We start from the raw sequence: 15821 nt of genomic DNA, 5'->3' as shown, positions 1-15821 counted from the left end.
AAGCGTCGTCGAAGGGCTGCCGCCGATGGACCTCGACTTCACGCGGGACGAGGAGGCCTTCCGTGCCGAGGCCCGCGCCTGGCTCACCGCGCATGTGCCGTCCGAGCCGCTGCCCTCCCTGGAGACGGCGGAGGGCTTCGCCGCGCACCGCGCGTGGGAGGCCGAACTGGCCGCGGACCGCTGGTCGGTGGTCGACTGGCCGACGGTGTACGGCGGGCGGGCGGCGGGATTGGTCCGCTGGCTGCTCTTCGAGGAGGAGTACTACGCGGCGGGCGCCCCCGGCCGCGTCAACCAGAACGGGATCAGCCTGCTCGCCCCGACCCTCTTCGCCCACGGCACGCCCGAGCAGCGCGCGCGGGTGCTGCCGCCGATGGCCGCGGGCGAGGTGGTCTGGGCGCAGGCGTGGTCGGAGCCGGAGGCCGGGTCGGACCTGGCGTCGCTGCGCGCGAGGGCGGTCCGCGCGGACGGCGGCTGGGTGCTGAGCGGGCAGAAGACGTGGTCGTCGCGGGCGGCCTTCGCGGACCGCGCGTTCGGCCTGTTCCGCAGCGACCCGGACACCCCGAAGCCGCACCAGGGCCTGACGTACGTGATGTTCGACCTCCGCGCCCCGGGTGTCACCGTCCGCCCGATATCCCGCCTGGACGGCAGGCCGGCCTTCGCGGAGCTCTTCCTCGACGAGGTGTTCGTGCCGGACGCGGACGTGATCGGCGAGCCGGGGCAGGGCTGGCGGATCGCGATGGCGACGACGGGGAACGAACGGGGGTTGAAGCTGCGCTCCCCGGGCCGTTACCTGGCCGCCGCGGACCGGCTCCGCGCCCTCTGGCAGACCGAGGGCGCACCCGAGGGCGCACCCGGGGGCGCCGCGGACCGCGTGGCCGACGCCCTGATCGGCGCCCGCGCCTACGAGCTGTACACCTACGCCGCCGCCTCCCGCGTCCTGGACGGCGAGTCGCTCGGCCCGGAGTCCAGCCTGAACAAGGTCTTCTGGTCCGAGCTGGACCTGGCCCTGCACGAGACGGCCCTCGATCTCCTGGGCCCGGCGGGCGAGTTGGCTGACACACCCTGGTCCGAGGGCTACGTCTTCGCCCTCGCCGGCCCCATCTACGCGGGCACCAACGAGATCCAGCGCGACATCATCGCCGAGCGTCTGCTCGGCCTGCCGAAGGGACGCCGGTGATGCGCTTCCTCCTCGACACCGAGCAGCGCGCCTTCGTCACCTCGCTGGACGCCATGCTGACGGCCGCGGACACCCCGGCGGTGATACGGGACTGGAGCCGGGGGGTCCACACGAGCGGGCGCGCCCTGTGGTCCCGTATCGCCGAAGCCGGGGTGTTCGCACTGGCGGTACCGGAGGCCCACGAGGGCCTGGGCCCCCGCCCCGTGGAACTGGCCCTGGCCTTCATCGAACTGGGCCGCCACGCGGTACCCGGCCCCCTGGTGGAAACGGTCGCGGCGGCGACGCTCCTCGCCGGCCTGGACGACCCGGCCCCGGCGAAACGTCTGCTGCCCGCACTGGCCGCCGGGGAGACGATGGCCACGACGACGACAGGCCGGTACCTGCTGGACGCGAGCGTGTCCGACATCCGCCTCACAGCGCTCCGGGTGTCACCAGCCCGTCCGGCCCCAGCACCCACCGAACTCCGCCTCGCACCCCCACCCCCCAGCCCCCCGCACCCCTCCCTCGACCCCGCCCGTCGTCTCTCCCCCACCCCCCGTACCGGCGAACTCCTCGCCACCGACCCCCCGTCCCTCCCGCCCGCCCTCCTCCTCGCCCGCCTCGCCACCGCCGCCCAGGCCCTCGGGGTCGGCCTGGCGCTGCTCGACCGCACGGTCGCCCACGTCAGGCGGCGAACCCAGTTCGGCGCCCCCATCGGCTCCTTCCAGGCCGTCAAGCACCAACTGGCCGACGTGAGGATCGCGTTGGAGTTCGCCCGCCCCCTCGTCCTCGGCGCCGCGCTCACCCTGGCCGAGAGCGACGTCGCCGCCGCAAAGGTGAGCGCGTGCGAGGCGGCGTACGCGGCCGCCCGTACCGCGCTCCAACTGCACGGCGCCATCGGCTACACCGCGGAGGACGACCTGCACCTCTGGCTGACCAAGGCCCGCGCCCTGCGCACGGCCTGGGGCGGCCCGGACGAGTGCCGGGCCGTCGTCCTCAGTGGCGGTCGCCGCTGGTGATCTGCCGGTACTCCTCCACCGTCGGCTTGGGGATCCGGGTCTCCGGCCCGAACATCGCCCGCGCCAGCCGCGCCCGCACCCGCTCGGAGACCGTGACCGGCCGCCGCACCCCGTTGCCGTCGACCAGCGGCCCGATCTCGTACGGCGGGTTCTGCTCGTGCTGGGTGAGGGTGTGCAGCCGCTCCTGGGCGAGGGGCTGGTGGACCTCGACGTACTCCCCGTGCGGCAGCCGTTTGACGACGCCCGTCTCCCGGCCGTGCAGCACCTTGTCCCGGTCCCGGCGCTGGAGCCCCAGACAGATCCGCTTGGTCACCCAGAACGCGAGGGCCGGCACCACGAAGACGGAGATCCGCACGAACCAGGTGATGGCGTTGATGGACAGATGCAGGTGCAGGGCCACGATGTCGTTGCCGCCGCCGATCAGCAGCACCACGTACAGGCTCAGCCAGGCCACGCCGAGCCCCGTGCGCACGGGGACGTTGCGCGGCCGGTCCAGGATGTGGTGCTCGCGCTTGTCGCCGGTGATCCACGCCTCGACGAAGGGGTAGACGCCGATGGCGAGCAGGATCAGCGGGAAGAGCGAGAAGGGGATGAGGACGCCCAGCACCAGGGTGTGGCCGAGGGCGCTGATCTCCCATCCCGGCATCACCCGGATCAGCCCCTCGGAGAAGCCGAGGTACCAGTCGGGCTGTGCGCCCGTGGTGACCAGGTCCGGGCGGTAGGGGCCGAACGCCCACACGGGGTTGATCTGGGCGAGGCCGCCCATGAGGGCCAGCACCCCGAAGACGAGGAAGAAGAAGCCGCCCGCCTTGGCCGTGTAGACGGGCAGGAACGGCATCCCCACGACCGTCCGCTCGTCCCGTCCGGGCCCCGGGTACTGCGTGTGCTTGTGGTAGAAGACCAGGATCAGATGCGCGACCACCAGTCCCAGCATGATCCCGGGCAGCAGCAGGACATGCATCGGGAACAGCCTCGGGATGATGTCGTGGCCCGGGAACTCCCCGCCGAACAGGAAGAACGACAGATACGTCCCGAGGATCGGGACCGACAGGATCGCGCCCTGCGCGAAGCGGATGCCGGTGCCGGAGAGCAGGTCGTCGGGGAGCGAGTAGCCGGTCAGTCCGGTGAGGATGCCGAGCATCAGCAGGGTCCAGCCGAACACCCAGTTGGCCTCGCGCGGCTTGCGGAAGGCGCCGGTGAAGAACACCCGCATCATGTGCACCAGCATGCCGGTGACGAAGACCAGCGCCGCCCAGTGGTGGATCTGCCGGATCAGCAGCCCGCCGCGCACATCGAAGCTGATGTCGAGCGTGGACTCGAACGCCCGGGTCATGACGATGCCGTTGAGGGGCTCGTAGGAGCCGTGGTAGACGACCTCGACGCCGCTGGGCTCGAAGAACAGGGTGAGGTAGATGCCGGTGAGGATGACCACGAGGAAGCTGTAGAGACAGACCTCGCCGAGCATGAAGGACCAGTGGTCGGGAAAGACCTTGCGCATGTTGGCCTTGGCCAGCCCGAACAGGCCGAGCCGCCCGTCCGCCCAGTCGGCGAGTTTCTCGCCCTTCGCGGGCGTGCGCCCCCGCGTCTCGTTCACCGATCGTGCGCCGTCCATGGGCCGTCGCCTTTCGCCGGATCACTTTCAGAGTGGCACGACGGTGCGACTTAGCCAACGGGAGGAGCAGCTTCTGAGCCACGGGGACGGCCGGGCCGGACGAGCTCGGCCCCCTGCGGTGGGAGGGGGCCGTTCTCGGGCTGTGAAACCGGCGGTTCAGGCGCCCGGCGGGACGATCCCCTGGGCCCGCGCCGCCACCAGCCACTTCGGGAACTCCCCGACGATCCGGTCGTACAGCTCCGCGTCGGACACCTTCCGCGGCTGCGCTCCGGCGTGGAAGAACCCGGCGTTGTCGACCACCCGCTTGTCCGGCACGGACAGCTCGTCGAGCTTGCGCAGATAGTCGAACTGCTTGCTGCTCGTGTCCCCGAACCCGATGAACTGCCAGAACAGCGGGAGCCTGGCCGCCTTGCACAGGTACCGTTCCGCGGCGAGCTTGTTGATCGGGCCGCCGTCGGTCTGGAAGACGACCAGGGCCGGCTCCCGCGAGCCGCTGTCGAGATAGTGGTCGATGACCGCGTCCATGGCCAGGTGGTAACTGGTCTTGCCCATGTGCCCGAGCCCGGCCACGATCCGATCGATGCGCCCCTGGTGGTCGGCGAGCGCGATCTCCGTCTCGGCGTCCACGTCCGTCGAGAAGAACACCACCGGCACGCTGCCGTCGTCGTCGAGGTGCGCGGACAGCCCCAGCACCCGGTCGGCGAGCGCCTGCACACTGCCGTCCTTGTAGTACGGCTTCATGGACCCGGAGTAGTCGATCACCAGGTAGACCGCGGCGCGCAGCCCGTCCAGCCCGTGCTTGCGCAGCGACACACCGGCGCTCTTGTACAGGCTGACCAGCGCGGGTGCCGTCTCCTCGACCTTGCTGAGACTGATCGCCGCCATGTTCCCCCACTTTCGCTGCGTGCACAGCCATTGGCTATTTTGGTTCGCCGCCGACCCCACCGGCTCAGTGATCGTCCCGTCCCCGAGGAGCCGGCCGTGGAACCCGAGTCCACTCTCACCACCTGCTATCGCCACCCCACGGTGGAGTCCCACGTCCGCTGCACCCGCTGCGACCGGTACATCTGCCCGGACTGCATGCGGGAGGCGGCCGTCGGGCACCACTGCGTGGAGTGTGTGAAGGAGGGCGCGCGGTCGGTCCGCCAGGCCCGTACGGTCGTCGGCGGCCGGGTCTCGGCGGTGCCGGTCGTGACGTACGCCCTGATGGCGGTCAACATTCTGGCCTATGTCGGCGAGATCGTGCGCCCGCGGATCGTGGACCGTTTCTCGATGCTCACCGCCGGTCTGGTGGGCCCGGACGGCGGTCACTACGTCTACCAGTCCGCCCACCCGCCCGGCTTCCACGCCGAGGGCGTGCTGGCCGGAGAGTGGGAGCGGCTGCTGACCAGCGGGTTCCTGCACCTGGAGCCCACTGAGGGAACGTTTGGCCTGCTGCACATCGTGATGAACATGCTGTCGCTGTGGCAGCTCGGGCGGGCGGTGGAGCCGATGCTGGGCCGGGTCCGGTACCTGGCCCTCTACCTGCTCGCCACGGTCGGCGGTTCCGTGGCCGAACTGCTCCTCGCCGATCCCGGGACGCAGTCGCTGGGCGCGTCGGGGGCGATCTTCGGCCTGGGCGCGGCGTACTACGTCCTGGCCCGCCGGGTGGGCGCGGACATGCGGTCGGTCAACCGCTTCATGGGCTTCCTCCTCCTGTGGTTGCTGCTCTCCGCGGGCCTCACCTCCTGGCAGGGCCACCTCGGTGGCCTGCTCACGGGTGGTGCGGTGACGCTGGCGTACGCGTACGCTCCCCCGGGGCCCCGGCGCGCTCTGGTCCAGGTGAGCGCGTGTGTGGCGCTGCTGGCGCTGCTCGTGGCCCTGTCCATCCTGAGAATCTCGGAGCTGACCCAGTGAGACGACCGCGCGTCCTGCTCGTCGTGACCGCCCTACCCGTCGTCATCACCGCGGCGGCCTACCTCCTCGCCCCCACGAACTCAGGGGACGCCCCGGCGCGGCCGTCGGTGTCCGCCTCGCAGGCGGCGCTCCAGGAGGCCAAGGACCGGGCCGAACAGGAGCGGTCGGCGGACGACAAGGCGATCGCCGCGCTGCCGGCCGGGCTCGCCGCGCCCGCGAAGAAGGAGCTGGCCCAGCAGATCGTGGCGAGCGCCGAGAACTCCACCCTCGACTGGCGTTCCGCCTACGGCTACATCGAGGACATCGGGGACGGGCAGGGCTACACCGCCGGCATCATCGGCTTCTGCACCGGCACCCACGACCTGCTGACCCTGGTGGAGCGCTACACCGAGGCCCACCCCGGCAACGGCCTGGCCCGCTACCTCCCCGCCCTGCGCGAGGTCGACGGCACGGACTCCCACGAGGGCCTGGACCCCGGGTTCACGAAGGCCTGGAAGGCGGAGGCCGAGGTCAAGGCCTTCCGGGACGCGCAGGACGCCGAGCGCGACCGCGTCTACTTCGACCCCGCGGTCCGCCTCGCCAAGCTCGACGGCCTGGGCACGCTGGGCCAGTTCATCTATTACGACGCCATGGTCTTCCACGGCCCCGGCACCGGCGCCACCAGCTTCTACGGCCTGCGCGAACGCGCCCTGCACGAGGCCGACCTGCCCTCCGAGGGCGGCTCCGAGAAGGCCTACCTCGACATCTTCCTGGACATCCGCGTGAAGGCGATGCGCACCAGGAAGGCGGACATCGACACCAGCCGCGTCGACACCGCCCAGCGGCGCTTCCTGTACGACGGGAACCTGGACCTGAAGACGCCGCTGACGTGGCAGGTGTACGGGGAGACGTTCCGGGTGCCTTAGGGACGAGGGTGCCTTGGGGGACGCCTGCTGACCTGGCAGGCGTCCGGGGCGGTCCGAGCATGCGACGGCGCCCGCCCTCCGTCCGGTCGGGGACAGGGAGGGCGGGCGCCGTCAGTGTTCCGTACGCCTTTGTACGGGACGTCTGTGGTGCCGCCGGAGCGGATGCCGGGTCAGACCACCAGGGAGCGGTCCGTCGGACGGATCGGGGCCGGCAGGTCGCTGGCACCGGTCAGGAAGCGGTCGACACCACGGGCGGCCGAGCGACCCTCCGCGATCGCCCACACGATGAGCGACTGGCCACGGCCGGCGTCACCGGCGACGTACACGCCGGGGACGTTGGTCTGGAAGTCGGCGTCGCGGGCGACGTTGCCGCGCTCGTCGAGCTCCAGGCCGAACTGCTCGACCAGGCCGTTCTCCCGGTCGGTGCCGGTGAAGCCCATGGCGAGGGTGACCAGCTGGGCGGGGATCTTGCGCTCGCTGCCCGGCTTCGGGGTCAGCCGGCCGTCGATGAACTCGACCTCGGTGAGGTGCAGCCACTGGACGTTGCCGTCCTCGTCGCCCTCGAAGTGGGTCGTCGAGACGGAGTAGACCCGCTCGCCGCCCTCCTCGTGCGCGGAGGTGACCTTGTAGAGCATCGGGAAGGTCGGCCACGGCTGGTGCGGGGCACGGTCCGCGCTCGGCTGCGGCATGATCTCCAGCTGCGTGACCGAGGCCGCGCCCTGGCGGTGGGCGGTGCCCACGCAGTCGGCGCCGGTGTCGCCACCGCCGATGACCACGACGTGCTTGCCCTCGGCGGTGATGGGGGGCGCCACGAAGTCGCCCTCCTGCACCTTGTTGGCCAGCGGCAGGTACTCCATGGCCTGGTGGATGCCCTTGAGCTCACGGCCGGGGACCGGCAGGTCACGGGCGGTCGTGGCACCGGCGGCGATGACGATCGCGTCGTAGCGCTTCTTGAGGTCGGTCGCCTTGAGGTCGCGGCCGATCTCGATCCCGGTACGGAAGCGGGTGCCCTCCGCGCGCATCTGCTCGATACGGCGGTTGATGTGCCGCTTCTCCATCTTGAACTCGGGGATGCCGTACCGGAGGAGGCCGCCGACGCGGTCGGCGCGCTCGTAGACGGCGACGGTGTGACCGGCCCGGGTGAGCTGCTGGGCGGCGGCCAGGCCCGCCGGGCCCGAGCCGATGACCGCGACGGTCTTGCCGGACAGGCGCTCCGGGGCCTGCGGCTCGACGTCACCGCTGTCCCAGGCCTTGTCGATGATCGAGACCTCGACGTTCTTGATGGTCACGGCCGGCTGGTTGATGCCGAGCACACACGCCGACTCACAGGGAGCGGGGCACAACCGCCCGGTGAACTCCGGGAAGTTGTTGGTCGCGTGCAGCCGCTCGGAGGCGGCGGACCAGTCCTCGCGGTAGGCGAAGTCGTTCCACTCGGGGATGAGGTTCCCGAGCGGACAGCCGTTGTGGCAGAACGGGATGCCGCAGTCCATGCAGCGGCTGGCCTGCTTGCTGATGATCGGCAGCAGGGAGCCGGGGACGTAGACCTCGTTCCAGTCCTTCAGGCGCACGTCGACGGGGCGGGACTTGGCGACCTCACGGCCGTGGTTCAAAAAGCCCTTCGGGTCAGCCATTGATCGCCGCCTCCATCATCTTCTCGGTGATCTCGGTCTCGGAGAGACCTGCCTGCTCGGCGGCGACCTTGGCGGCGAGCACTGCCTTGTACGTGCTGGGGATGATCTTGCTGAAGCGCTGCACGGACGTGTCCCAGTCGACGAGCAGCTTCTCGGCGACCGTCGAACCGGTCTCCTCGGCGTGGCGGCGCACCACCTCGTGCAGCCACTGCCGGTCGCTGTCGTCCAGCTCCTCGACCGCGCCGACGTTGCCCACGTTGACGTTGTCGCGGTTCAGGTCGATGACGTAGGCGACACCGCCGGACATGCCGGCCGCGAAGTTGCGGCCCGTCTCGCCCAGGACCACCGCGTGACCGCCGGTCATGTACTCGCAGCCGTGGTCGCCCACGCCCTCCGAGACCACCAGCGCGCCGGAGTTGCGGACGCAGAACCGTTCGCCGGTACGGCCGCGCAGGAACAGCTCGCCGCCGGTCGCGCCGTAGGCGATGGTGTTGCCCGCGATCGTGGAGAACTCGGCGAGGTGGTCGGCGCCCCGGTCGGGACGGACGATCACCCGGCCGCCGGAGAGGCCCTTGCCGACGTAGTCGTTGGCGTCGCCCTCCAGGCGCAGCGTGACACCGCGCGGGAGGAAGGCGCCGAAGGACTGACCGGCCGAGCCGGTGAAGGTGATGTCGATGGTGTCGTCGGGCAGGCCCGCGCCACCGAACTTCTTGGTCACCTCGTGGCCGAGCATGGTGCCGACCGTGCGGTTGATGTTGCGGATGGCGACCTGGGCGCGCACCGGCTGGGCGTCGGTCGCCGAGTCGGCGGCGAGCGCGTCGGCGGCGAGCTTGATCAGCTCGTTGTCGAGCGCCTTCTCCAGGCCGTGGTCCTGCTCGATGACCTGGTGCAGCGGGGTGCCCTCGGGCAGCTCGGGCACGTAGAAGAGCGGGGACAGGTCCAGGCCCTGCGCCTTCCAGTGGTCGACCGCGCGGGTCACGTCGAGGGCCTCGGCGTGGCCGACGGCCTCCTCGATGGAGCGGAAGCCCAGCTCGGCGAGGATCTCGCGGACCTCTTCGGCGATGAACTGGAAGAAGTTCACGACGTACTCGGCCTTGCCGGCGAACCGGTCGCGCAGCGTCGGGTTCTGGGTGGCGATGCCGACCGGGCAGGTGTCCAGGTGGCAGACGCGCATCATGACGCAGCCGGAGACGACGAGCGGCGCGGTCGCGAAACCGAACTCCTCGGCGCCGAGCAGCGCGGCGATGACGACGTCACGGCCGGTCTTGAGCTGGCCGTCGGTCTGGACGACGATCCGGTCGCGCAGGCCGTTGAGCAGCAGGGTCTGCTGGGTCTCGGCGAGACCGAGCTCCCAGGGGCCACCGGCGTGCTTGAGCGAGGTGAGCGGGGAGGCACCGGTACCGCCGTCGTGGCCGGAGATGAGCACCACGTCCGCGTGGGCCTTGGACACACCCGCCGCGACCGTGCCGACGCCGACCTCGGAGACCAGCTTCACGTGGATCCGCGCCTGCGGGTTCGCGTTCTTCAGGTCGTGGATCAGCTGGGCCAGGTCCTCGATGGAGTAGATGTCGTGGTGCGGCGGCGGGGAGATCAGGCCGACACCCGGGGTGGAGTGCCGGGTCTTGGCGACCCACGGGTAGACCTTGTGGCCGGGCAGCTGGCCGCCCTCGCCGGGCTTGGCGCCCTGGGCCATCTTGATCTGGATGTCGTCCGCGTTGACCAGGTACTCGGAGGTCACACCGAAGCGGCCGGAGGCGACCTGCTTGATGGACGAACGCCGCGCCGGGTCGTACAGCCGGTCCGCGTCCTCGCCGCCCTCACCGGTGTTGGACTTGCCGCCCAGCTGGTTCATGGCGATGGCGAGGGTCTCGTGCGCCTCCTTGGAGATGGAGCCGTACGACATGGCGCCGGTGGAGAAGCGCTTGACGATCTCGCTGGCCGGCTCGACCTCGTCGAGGGGGATCGAGGGACGGTCCGACGTGAAGCCGAAGAGCCCGCGCAGGGTCATCAGCCGCTCGGACTGCTCGTTCACCCGGTCCGTGTACATCTTGAAGATGTCGAAGCGGCCGGTGCGCGTGGAGTGCTGGAGGCGGAAGACCGTCTCCGGGTCGAACAGGTGCGGCTCGCCCTCGCGGCGCCACTGGTACTCGCCGCCTATGTCCAGGGCGCGGTGGGCCGGCGCGATGCCGGAGGCCGGGTAGGCCTTGGCGTGCCGGGCGGCGACCTCCTTGGCGATGACGTCGATGCCGACGCCGCCGATCTTGGTGGCGGTGCCGTTGAAGTACTTCTCCACGAAGGCCGAGTCGAGACCGACGGCCTCGAAGACCTGGGCGCCGCGGTAGGAGGCGACGGTCGAGATGCCCATCTTGGACATGACCTTCAGCACGCCCTTGCCGAGCGCGTAGATCAGGTTGCGGATGGCCTGCTCGGGCTCCATGCCGTTCAGGAAGGTGCCCGCGCGCAGCAGGTCCTCCACCGACTCCATGGCGAGGTACGGGTTCACGGCCGCGGCGCCGAACCCGATGAGCAGCGCGACGTGGTGGACCTCGCGGACGTCACCGGCCTCGACCAGCAGTCCCACCTGGGTGCGCTGCTTGGTGCGGATGAGGTGGTGGTGGACGGCCGCGGTGAGCAGCAGCGAGGGGATCGGCGCGTGCTCGGCGTCGGAGTGCCGGTCCGACAGGACGATCAGACGGGCGCCGTTGTCGATGGCGGCGTCGGCCTCGGTGCAGATCTCGTCGATGCGGGCGGCGAGGGAGTCACCGCCGCCGGAGACCCGGTACAGACCGGAGAGGGTGGCGGCCTTGAAGCCGGGCATGTCGCCGTCGGCGTTGATGTGGATGAGCTTGGCGAGCTCGTCGTTGTCGATGACCGGGAAGGGCAGCACGACGGAGCGGCAGGAGGCGGCCGTCGGGTCGAGCAGGTTGCCCTGCGGACCGAGGGCGCTGCGCAGCGAGGTGACGAGCTCCTCGCGGATCGCGTCCAGCGGCGGGTTGGTGACCTGCGCGAACAGCTGGGTGAAGTAGTCGAAGAGCAGGCGCGGACGCTCGCTCAGCGCGGCGATCGGCGAGTCGGTGCCCATCGAACCGATCGGCTCGGCGGCCGCCTTGGCCATCGGCGCGAGGATGACGCGCAGCTCCTCCTCGGTGTAGCCGAAGGTCTGCTGGCGGCGGGTGACCGAGGCGTGGGTGTGGACGATGTGCTCGCGCTCGGGCAGGTCGGAGAGCTCGATCTCGCCGGCCTCCAGCCACTCCGCGTAGGGGGCCTCAGCGGCGAGCTGCGCCTTGATCTCGTCGTCCTCGATGATGCGGTGCTCGGCGGTGTCGACGAGGAACATCCGGCCGGGCTGGAGGCGGCCCTTGCGGACGACCTTGGCGGGGTCGATGTCGAGGACGCCGACCTCGGAGCCGAGGACGACGAGGCCGTCGTCGGTGACCCAGTAGCGGCCGGGACGCAGACCGTTGCGGTCGAGGACCGCGCCCACCTGGGTGCCGTCGGTGAAGGTGACACAGGCCGGGCCGTCCCAGGGCTCCATCAGGTTGGAGTGGAACTGGTAGAAGGCGCGCCGGTCCGGGTCCATGGAGTCGTGGTTCTCCCACGCCTCCGGGATCATCATCAGCACGGAGTGCGGCAGGGAGCGGCCACCGAGGTGGAGCAGCTCCAGCACCTCGTCGAAGGACGCCGAGTCGGAGGCGTCCGGCGTACACACCGGGAAGACGCGCTCGATCGCCTTGTCGTCGTTGCCGAACAGGTCCGACACGAGCTGCGACTCGCGGGCCGCCATCCAGTTGCGGTTGCCCTTGACGGTGTTGATCTCACCGTTGTGCGCGACGAAACGGTAGGGGTGTGCGAGCGGCCACGACGGGAAGGTGTTCGTGGAGAAGCGCGAGTGGACGAGGGCGACGGCCGAGGCGAAGCGGCGGTCGGACAGGTCCGGGAAGAACGGTTCGAGCTGGCCGGTGGTCAGCATGCCCTTGTGCACGATCGTGCGCGCGGAGAGCGAGGGGAAGTAGACGTCGACCTCGCGTTCGGCGCGCTTGCGCAGCACGAACGCCTTGCGGTCGAGGTCGATGCCGGTGCTGGCACCGTCGGCGACGAAGATCTCGCGGAAGGCCGGCATGGTCGACCGGGCGGTGGCGCCGAGCAGCTCGGGGGCGACCGGGACCTCGCGCCAGCCGAGGACGGTGAGGTTCTCCTCGGCGGCGATCGTCTCGATCCGTGAGACGGCCTCCGCGATCCCGTCCTCCGGGAGGAAGGCGATACCGACGGCGTACGCGCCGGCCTCGGGCAGCTCGAAGTCGGCCACCTCGCGGAAGAACGCGTCCGGGACCTGGGTCAGGATGCCCGCGCCGTCACCCGAGTCGGGCTCGGAACCGGTGGCACCGCGGTGCTCCAGGTTGCGCAGAACGGTGAGCGCCTGCTCGACCAGCGCATGGCTCGCCTCGCCGGTGAGGGTGGCCACGAAACCGACGCCGCAGGCGTCCTTTTCGTTGCGGGGGTCGTACATACCCTGCGCAGCAGGGCGAGCATCCATGAAGGACCAGTTCTGGCCATTCGCGGAGTGCTGGGACGGCTGGCGCGGCGTACGCATCGGCTCTCCCGTCGTCGTCTCAAGTGGCATATCTGCGTGCCGAGGGACGACGTTGGCCCTCTGCGTGTGCGCAAAATTTCGTGCAGATTACATGATGGAGCGAATCTCGGGAAGCGGATACCCCGTTCCAACATGCGGACGCCACGGGGGTGCGACGGGGGGTATCGCGCACGTGGCCTGAAGTGTGTGTGGGGGCCGTCAGGACAGATCGATGTCCGCCGACCCGAGGGGCGAGAGAGGCGTCGTCGCCCACCTCGCCGATGCACGGCAGGCGTCATTGCCCACAGCGCTTACGGCTCATGCCCAGTGGTTAAGCGTTCGAAACCAGTGAGTAACGACTACTTATGCGGCCCAACGCATAACATGCAGCCGCCCTATCCTACGGCGGTCCCGAAGAAGCTGCCCAGGGCGTACGTCACACCGGCCGCGGCACCGCCGAGCGCGAGCTGCCGCAGCCCGCTGAACCACCAGCTCCGCGCGGTCACCCTGGCCACCACGGCACCGCAGGTGAAGAGTCCGACCAGCGCCACCAGCACCGCCGGCCACAGCGCGCTCGCCCCGAGCAGGTACGGCAGCACGGGAAGCAGGGCCCCCAGCGCGAACGCCCCGAACGAGGACACGGCGGCCACCAGCGGCGAGGGCAGGTCCCCGGGGTCGATCCCGAGCTCCTCGCGGGCGTGTATCTCCAGGGCCTGCTCGGGGTCGCGCGACAGCTGCCTGGCCACCTCGCGGGAGAGCCGGGGCTCCACACCACGGGCCTCGTAGAGCGCCGCGAGCTCGGCCTCCTCGTCCTGCGGGTGCTTGCGCAGCTCCCGCCGCTCGACCTCCAGCTCGGCCTCGACGAGCTCGCGCTGCGAGGCGACGGAGGTGTACTCGCCCGCGGCCATGGAGAAGGCGCCGGCGGCCAACCCCGCGAGCCCGGTCAGCACGATGGCCTGCCGCCCGACGGACCCGCCGGCGACACCGGTCATCAGGGCGAGGTTGGAGACCAGCCCGTCCATGGCGCCGAAGACGGCGGGGCGGAGCCAGCCGCCGTTCACGTCCCGGTGGGTGTGGTTGTCACGGTGCGCCTCGTGCAGTGGCGCCTCGGTCTCGATGATGGCCATGCGGCTCCCCCAGATAGCTAAGCCAAAGCTAACTTTGGACTGGTTCTAATTATGGAAACCACACTGTACGTCGAGGCATTCCCCTTCCGCCAGAAAGGAAAGGCTGCGCTAACCTGCGGCTTTACCCTCGAATGCGCATACGATCAAGCAGCCGCTCAGATGTCGACCGGGTGATGCTGAGCCTCCCGATGCTCTGCCGCCGTGCGCCGGTGGGACACATCCGCAAAGGCCCCGCGCCCTGTGCGGAGCCCCCGTAGGAGAGGCCGCGTATGGCATCCATCGCCTGCATTCCCCCGGTCCCGGCGCCCGCGGACGCCGCCGGACTCCGCGACCGGGCCCGCGGGGCACTGCTGGGCCTGGCCGTCGGCGACGCCCTCGGCGCCCCCGCCGAGAACATGAAGCCCTCCGAGATCCGGGCCCGCTGGGGCCGCATCACGGGCTACGTGGCCGAGAGCCCCGCGGGCACGGACGACACCGAGTACGCGATCTTCTCCGGCCTCCTGCTGGCCCGCCACGGCTCGGCACTGACGCCGGCGGACGTGGGGGCGGCCTGGCACGAGTGGATCGCCGACCGGGACGAGGGTCCCTTCCGAGGCGCCGGCTTCAGCGAGCGCGGCACCCTGGAGAACCTCCGCCGGGGCCTTGCCGCCCCCATCTCGGCCCAGCACCGCCACGCCTGGAGCGACGGCCTGGCGATGCGGGCGGCCCCCTTCGGCGTCTTCGCCGCGGGCCGCCCCGCGGAGGCGGCCCGCCTGGTGGCGATCGACGGCTCGGTCAGCCACGAGGGCGAGGGCATCTACGGCGGCCAGGCGGTCGCGGCCGGCGTGGCCGCGGCGATGGCGGGCGCCCCCACGATCGCGGTGGTGGCGTCGGCCCTGGCGGTCATCCCCGACGACTCCTGGACGGCCCGGTCCCTGCGCCGTGCGGTGGCGGTGGCGCACCGGGGCGAACGAGCGGTCCGCTCGGCGGTGGTGATCGGCGGCTACCCGTGGACCGACCTGGCCCCCGAGGCGGTCGCCCTGGCCTTCGGCGCGTACGCCGCGGCCGACGGCGACTTCGTGGAGGCGGTCCTGACCGCGGTGAACATGGGCAGGGACGCCGACACCACGGCGGCGGTGGCGGGGGCCCTGGCGGGCGGGACACGGGGCGCCTCCTCGATCCCGGCGGACTGGGCGGCGGCCATCGGCCCGGCTCGCGGCAGCTGTCTCCCGGCGATGGCGGGCCATCACGTCCTGGACGTGGCGGACCGGCTGACCGAGGCGGTACGACAAACGGCTCCCGCACCCGAGAACCCCTGGCCGCCCCCGAACCCGACGGCGTACACACTGGCGGCGGGCGAAGAGCCGGGGGCGACCCGATGAACGCAGGTCTTTCAGCCTGTCCGGCATTCGAGGACGAGGCCCCTTCAGGGCCGACGGGGGTCCAGGAGGCGGAGTCCCCTGGCGGCGGGCGAAGAGCCGGGGGCGACCCGGTGAACGCATGCCTTTCAGCCTGTCCGGCGATTGAGGACGAGGCCCCTTCAGGGCCGACGGGGGTCCAGGGGGCGGAGCTCCCTGGAGGCGGGCGAAGAGCCGGGGGCGACCCGATGAACGCAGGTCTTTCAGCCTGTCCGGCATTCGAGGACGAGGCCCCTTCAGGGCCGACGGGGCTCCAGGAGGCGGAGTCCCCTGGAGGCGGGCGAAGAGCCGGGGGCGACCCGATGAACGCATGCCTTTCAGCCTGTCCGGCGATTGAGGACGAGGCCCCTTCAGGGCCGACGGGGGTCCAGGGGGCGGAGCTCCCTGGAGGCGGGGCCGAAGGGGCGGCAGCCCCTGGAGGCGGGGCCGAAGGGGCGGCAGCCCCTGGAGGCGGGGCCGAAGGGGCGGCAGCCCCTGGAGGCGGGGCCGAAGGGGCGGCAGCCCCTGG

10 protein-coding genes are annotated in these 15821 nt (G+C 71.1%); 5 read left to right on the top strand and 5 right to left on the bottom strand.

Annotated elements, in window-relative coordinates; all coding sequences use genetic code 11:
- Nucleotides 1-25: 25 nt before the first annotated feature.
- Together ACZ56U_RS35215 and ACZ56U_RS35210 are read left to right on the top strand one after the other, a co-directional pair.
- Nucleotides 26-1177, top strand: coding sequence for an acyl-CoA dehydrogenase family protein (locus tag ACZ56U_RS35215; RefSeq protein WP_469087987.1), 1152 nt, complete (start codon nucleotides 26-28; stop codon nucleotides 1175-1177).
- A complete protein-coding gene (locus ACZ56U_RS35210; protein ID WP_469087986.1) occupies nucleotides 1177-2175 on the top strand; it encodes an acyl-CoA dehydrogenase family protein in 999 nt (332 codons plus the stop codon). The genes ACZ56U_RS35215 and ACZ56U_RS35210 overlap by 1 nt, the downstream gene beginning before the upstream one ends.
- Here ACZ56U_RS35210 and qcrB read toward each other — a convergent pair.
- Together qcrB and ACZ56U_RS35200 are read right to left on the bottom strand one after the other, a co-directional pair.
- Nucleotides 2153-3787, bottom strand: coding sequence for a cytochrome bc1 complex cytochrome b subunit (gene qcrB / locus ACZ56U_RS35205; RefSeq protein ID WP_469087985.1), 1635 nt, complete (start codon nucleotides 3785-3787; stop codon nucleotides 2153-2155). The two genes, ACZ56U_RS35210 and qcrB, sit on opposite strands and share 23 nt — an antisense overlap.
- Nucleotides 3788-3943: 156 nt before the next feature.
- Nucleotides 3944-4672 (bottom strand): vWA domain-containing protein, encoded by a 729-nt coding sequence (locus ACZ56U_RS35200; RefSeq protein ID WP_469087984.1) that lies wholly within the window; start codon nucleotides 4670-4672, stop codon nucleotides 3944-3946.
- Nucleotides 4673-4768: 96 nt separating this feature from the next.
- On the opposite strand from ACZ56U_RS35200, the gene ACZ56U_RS35195 reads away from it, so the two are divergent.
- Both ACZ56U_RS35195 and ACZ56U_RS35190 read left to right on the top strand, forming a co-directional pair.
- Nucleotides 4769-5683 carry a rhomboid family intramembrane serine protease gene (locus tag ACZ56U_RS35195; protein ID WP_469087983.1) on the top strand — a complete coding sequence of 305 codons (915 nt, stop codon included), beginning with the start codon at nucleotides 4769-4771 and terminating at the stop codon, nucleotides 5681-5683.
- Nucleotides 5680-6588 carry a chitosanase gene (locus ACZ56U_RS35190; protein ID WP_469087982.1) on the top strand — a complete coding sequence of 303 codons (909 nt, stop codon included), beginning with the start codon at nucleotides 5680-5682 and terminating at the stop codon, nucleotides 6586-6588. The genes ACZ56U_RS35195 and ACZ56U_RS35190 overlap by 4 nt, the downstream gene beginning before the upstream one ends.
- Before the next feature lie 170 nt (nucleotides 6589-6758).
- Here ACZ56U_RS35190 and ACZ56U_RS35185 read toward each other — a convergent pair whose 3' ends face one another.
- From ACZ56U_RS35185 to ACZ56U_RS35175, 3 genes are all read right to left on the bottom strand, one after another.
- Nucleotides 6759-8219, bottom strand: a complete 1461-nt coding sequence (locus ACZ56U_RS35185) for a glutamate synthase subunit beta (protein ID WP_469087981.1) — start codon at nucleotides 8217-8219, stop codon at nucleotides 6759-6761.
- Nucleotides 8212-12810, bottom strand: coding sequence for a glutamate synthase large subunit (gene gltB / locus ACZ56U_RS35180; RefSeq protein WP_469087980.1), 4599 nt, complete (start codon nucleotides 12808-12810; stop codon nucleotides 8212-8214). The genes ACZ56U_RS35185 and gltB overlap by 8 nt, the downstream gene beginning before the upstream one ends.
- Nucleotides 12811-13184: 374 nt before the next feature.
- Nucleotides 13185-13916, bottom strand: coding sequence for a VIT1/CCC1 transporter family protein (locus tag ACZ56U_RS35175; protein ID WP_469087979.1), 732 nt, complete (start codon nucleotides 13914-13916; stop codon nucleotides 13185-13187).
- Between the two features lie 269 nt (nucleotides 13917-14185).
- On the opposite strand from ACZ56U_RS35175, the gene ACZ56U_RS35170 reads away from it, so the two are divergent.
- On the top strand, nucleotides 14186-15277 hold the full coding sequence (locus ACZ56U_RS35170) for an ADP-ribosylglycohydrolase family protein (RefSeq protein ID WP_469087978.1): 1092 nt from the start codon (nucleotides 14186-14188) through the stop codon (nucleotides 15275-15277).
- The last annotated feature ends 544 nt before the right edge of the window (nucleotides 15278-15821 follow it).

The sequence above is a fragment of the Streptomyces sp. NPDC034103 genome (assembly GCF_055575395.1).
The sequence above is the reverse complement of the archived record's forward strand: the minus strand, read 5'-3'. Positions and strand labels throughout refer to the sequence as shown.